The 3,669-nt window shown below is 61.4% G+C and carries 4 protein-coding genes; 1 reads left to right on the top strand and 3 read right to left on the bottom strand.

The window, feature by feature from the left end:
• Positions 1-261 precede the first annotated feature (261 nt).
• Positions 262-678, top strand: a complete 417-nt coding sequence (locus tag ACFFAR_RS27755; RefSeq protein WP_061998954.1) for a VOC family protein — start codon at positions 262-264, stop codon at positions 676-678.
• A 17-nt stretch (positions 679-695) separates the two neighbouring features.
• Here the strand turns inward: ACFFAR_RS27755 and ACFFAR_RS27760 are convergent, their stop codons facing one another.
• The 3 genes from ACFFAR_RS27760 to ACFFAR_RS27770 form a co-directional block, all read right to left on the bottom strand.
• On the bottom strand, positions 696-1,805 hold the full coding sequence (locus ACFFAR_RS27760; protein WP_375508869.1) for an FUSC family protein: 1,110 nt from the start codon (positions 1,803-1,805) through the stop codon (positions 696-698).
• Between the two features lie 124 nt (positions 1,806-1,929).
• Complete coding sequence (gene mctP / locus ACFFAR_RS27765; RefSeq protein WP_062000771.1) at positions 1,930-3,480, bottom strand: monocarboxylate uptake permease MctP; 1,551 nt, start codon at positions 3,478-3,480, stop codon at positions 1,930-1,932.
• On the bottom strand, positions 3,480-3,669 hold a 190-nt coding region (locus ACFFAR_RS27770), incomplete at its 5' end, for a DUF3311 domain-containing protein (RefSeq protein ID WP_174365329.1). The genes mctP and ACFFAR_RS27770, both read right to left, overlap by 1 nt.

Here is a 3,669-nt window from a genome sequence, read left to right on the forward strand (position 1 = left end):
ACGACGCCATGGCGACCGAAAAGCTTGCTGAAGGCATTCGCGGTTTCGCTGCCGACGCCGTCAAGCTCGAAAAACTGATCGAAGCGCTGAAGTAATTTGGCGGCTGCAATACAGAGACTACGTGTCCAGAAACGGGCGCCGGCGCTATTTCGCCGGCGCCTTTTTTTGTGCAGACCGAGTCGGCACGGGGGTTTTTAGGCCTTGAGCGTGGGCTAGACTTTTGAGGCGGGCGGAGGGCCGCCCATCAATGAAGGAGTGCCAATGCGTCTCGAACCCTACCTGTATTTCAACGGCCGCACGGAAGAAGCGCTCATGTTCTATCAGCACGCGATTGGTGCGGAAACCTTGTCAGTATTGCGTTTCGAGGATTCTCCCGAGAGCGTCAACGCAACACCCGAATGGAAGCACAAGATCATGCACTCCACGTTCAGGATAGGCTCGAGCATCATCATGGCGTCGGATGGCGTGAATGCAGCACCGCAGGTGTTCTCGGGATTCGCCATCGCGATCGTCGCTGACGACGACGAATCGGGCCAGCGCATGTTCGACGCGTTAAGCGTCGGCGGGAACGTCCGGATGGCCTGGCAACCGACTTTCTGGAGCAGCGGTTTCGGCATGATCTCCGACAAGTTCGGCATTCCTTGGATCGTGAGCGTGATGGACGACCTGGGCGGTTGAGTTCTTGCGGCAGCACTTTATCGATGAAACGGTTGCGCACCTTCGAGGTTCCACTGCCGCTCTATTTCAATCAGCCGCAAGCGCAGCCGGTCCACCTGTTCCGCGAGCCGCTTCGCAAGCCAGTACGGGCCCTGCAACTCCGGTGCGAGGTCGGCGGCAATGCCGGCGGTCCGCTCCAGCCTCGCGGCGGCGGCGGGTGACCCGGTCGCCGCATGCAGCAGACCGACACGGCCGAACCGCAACGCACGGGCCATCAGCAACAAGGTATGACGCACGGCGCGCTCTTCGGCGTGACCGCTGGCGGCAAGTCTGGGCGCATTGTCCGGCATAGCGGACGCCATCATTTCCAGCGCGGTGATGATCGAACGATGCTGGCGCTGGATATCCTCCAGAACAGCAAGCGGCGCGTCGATCTCTTTTGCAACCGACGCCAGCAGCGAACGCGATGAAACCAGCCGCGAGTTCATCGTGGCGAACTGCTTCGTCAAGGCCTCAACGGAGATGCGCCGCCCTTCCACGATCGCGCTATAGATCCGTGCGCTGTCGCGCATGTTGTCGGCGAGCCGATAACGCCATGAATACGTGGCGTATTGCGGCAGCACGAACGAGAACGCCAGCGCGATCACAATACCGATCAGCACGGTCAGGGTGCGCCACAAGCCGACATCGATAGACAGATTCCCGTGCCCCGCCACGATCACCGTGGTGATGCCCGTGAGCAACGCGATATACCCCGGCTTGCCGATGGCGTGATACGCGCACACGCCGGCAATTACAGCCAGCAGCACGAAGGTGATCATGGTCGAGTGGGTGACGGATTGCAGCAGGATCAGCCCAAGCCCGAGCGACGCGCCAAGCAGCGTTCCCACCGCGCGCTCCGCCGCCTTCTTGCGGATATTGCCGTGATGCTGCAAGCCGCCGATCACGACGAGCAAAGTCACTGTGGACCATTCGCCGTGGGGAATATCGATGCCCGACGTCAGCGCAATCGACGCAAGCAGCGCCAGCGCCACGCGCGCCGCGTGGAGGTACTTGGCGTGGCGGTATCGGAAATATGGCGAGCCGAGCACGTGCAGCGTGCGGCGCGTGTGGCTTCGAAGGGGCTTAGAGGGTTCGGTTGCGGACATGCGGTTCCGGTGAAGAGATGAACAACGCGCTGACGATAACGCTGCATTAAGGCCGCAGCCGGAAAAAGAAAACGCCCGCAACATCCGTTACGGGCGTTTCGCCAACTTTACCGCTAACCCGCGATCAGGTTTCAGCTACATCCAGATAGTCCTCGGGACTCGTCCGATCATCGGAACGCTTGAGGCCGATCACGCGCACCAGGATGCTGACCACTATCGACACCACCAGGTTCACGACCAGCGCCCACACCGCGGCGTACCCCGGAATGGCGTAGCCGAAAAGGTGGATCGTGAAGATCGATCCGGCCAGTTTCAGCGATACCGCCATCCACGTGCCGGTGGCGATCCCCGCAGCCCAGCCGATCAGCAAACCCCGGTGGTCGAGCACACGGGTATAGAGGCCGAGCACCAGCGCCGGCAGCGTCTGGATGATCCAGATCCCGCCGAGCAACTGCAACTGGATAGCGTACGTCAGCGGCAGCGCCAGGATGAACACGACCGCACCGACCTTCACCAGCAGCGACACCAGCTTCGCGACGTTGGTTTCCTGCTCCGGCGTCATGTTCGTGTTCACGAACTCCTTATGCACGTTACGCGTGTACAAGTTGGCGGCTGCGATCGACATGATTGCGGCCGGCACCAGCGCGCCGATACCGATCGCCGCAAACGCGACGCCCACGAACCACGACGGGAAAAAGTGCAGGAACAGAGCCGGGACCGCGAAGTTCGAACCGTAGGCCTTGAAGTACGGGGCGAATTCCGGCATGTCCTTCACACCCGATGCAAGCGCCATGTACCCCAGCAACGCGAGCAAGCCGAGCACCAGCGAATAGGCCGGCAGGAGCGCCATGTTGCGGCGGATCGTGTTACCCGACTTCGACGACAACACCGCCGTCACCGAGTGCGGATACAGGAACAGCGCGAGCGCCGAGCCGACCGCGAGCGTCGCATACGCGCTATACCCATTGAGGCTCGATGCATCCGGAGCTTTCAACAGGATCTTCGCCGGATCGACCGCATGGAAGATCGCGCCGAAACCGCCAAGCTGCGCCGGGATGATGATCATCGCCGCGATGATCGTGATGTAGATCAGCACGTCCTTCACGACCGCGATCATGGCCGGCGCGCGCAGGCCCGACGTGTACGTGTACGCGGCGAGAATCGCAAACGCGATGATCAGCGGCAGATCGCCGACAAACCCCTTGGTGTCGAATCCAAGCGCGCCGATCACAACCTCAATGCCGACGAGCTGCAACGCGATATACGGCATGGTTGCGACAATCCCCGTCACGGCAATCGCCAGCGCCAGCATGCGGCTGTTGTAGCGAGCGTGCACGAAGTCGGCGGCGGTGACGTAGCCGAATTTCTTCGAGATCGACCAGAGCTTCGGGAACACGACGAAAGCAAACGGGTAGATCAGGATGGTGTACGGCAGCGCAAAGAAGCCGGTCGCACCCGCGCCGAACACGAGGGCCGGAACCGCGACGAACGTGTAGGCGGTGTACAGGTCGCCGCCGAGCAGGAACCACGTGACGATCGTGCCGAAGCGACGGCCGCCGAGGCCCCATTCATCGAGCTGACCGAGGTCGGCCTTGCGCCAGTGAGCGGCGACAAAACCCAGTATCGTCACGCCGATGAAGAACAGGACGAAGACGAAGGTTGCGGTGGGATTCATCATCGCGAGCTCCCGGGCGTGAGCTTGGGAGCAGCGTGGATGGGCTTGGTCTTCATATAGACCACGGCCGTGATGACCGCGCTGATGAGCACCCAGAGCAACTGATACCAGTAGAAAAACGGAAAGCCCCAGAGCACCGGTTCGATCTTGTTGTAAAACGGCACCCAGACAACGCCGATCCAGGGAAGT

Source organism: uncultured Caballeronia sp., from assembly GCF_964243625.1.
Lineage (GTDB): Bacteria > Pseudomonadota > Gammaproteobacteria > Burkholderiales > Burkholderiaceae > Caballeronia.

What these genes read in the sequence shown, in the direction of transcription:
- ACFFAR_RS27760 (WP_375508869.1), bottom strand. Translation starts at nt 1,805, where the DNA reads ATGTCCGCAACCGAACCCTCTAAGCCCCTTCGAAGCCACACGCGCCGC.
- ACFFAR_RS27755 (WP_061998954.1), top strand. Translation starts at nt 262, where the DNA reads ATGCGTCTCGAACCCTACCTGTATTTCAACGGCCGCACGGAAGAAGCG.
- mctP (WP_062000771.1), bottom strand. Translation starts at nt 3,480, where the DNA reads ATGAATCCCACCGCAACCTTCGTCTTCGTCCTGTTCTTCATCGGCGTG.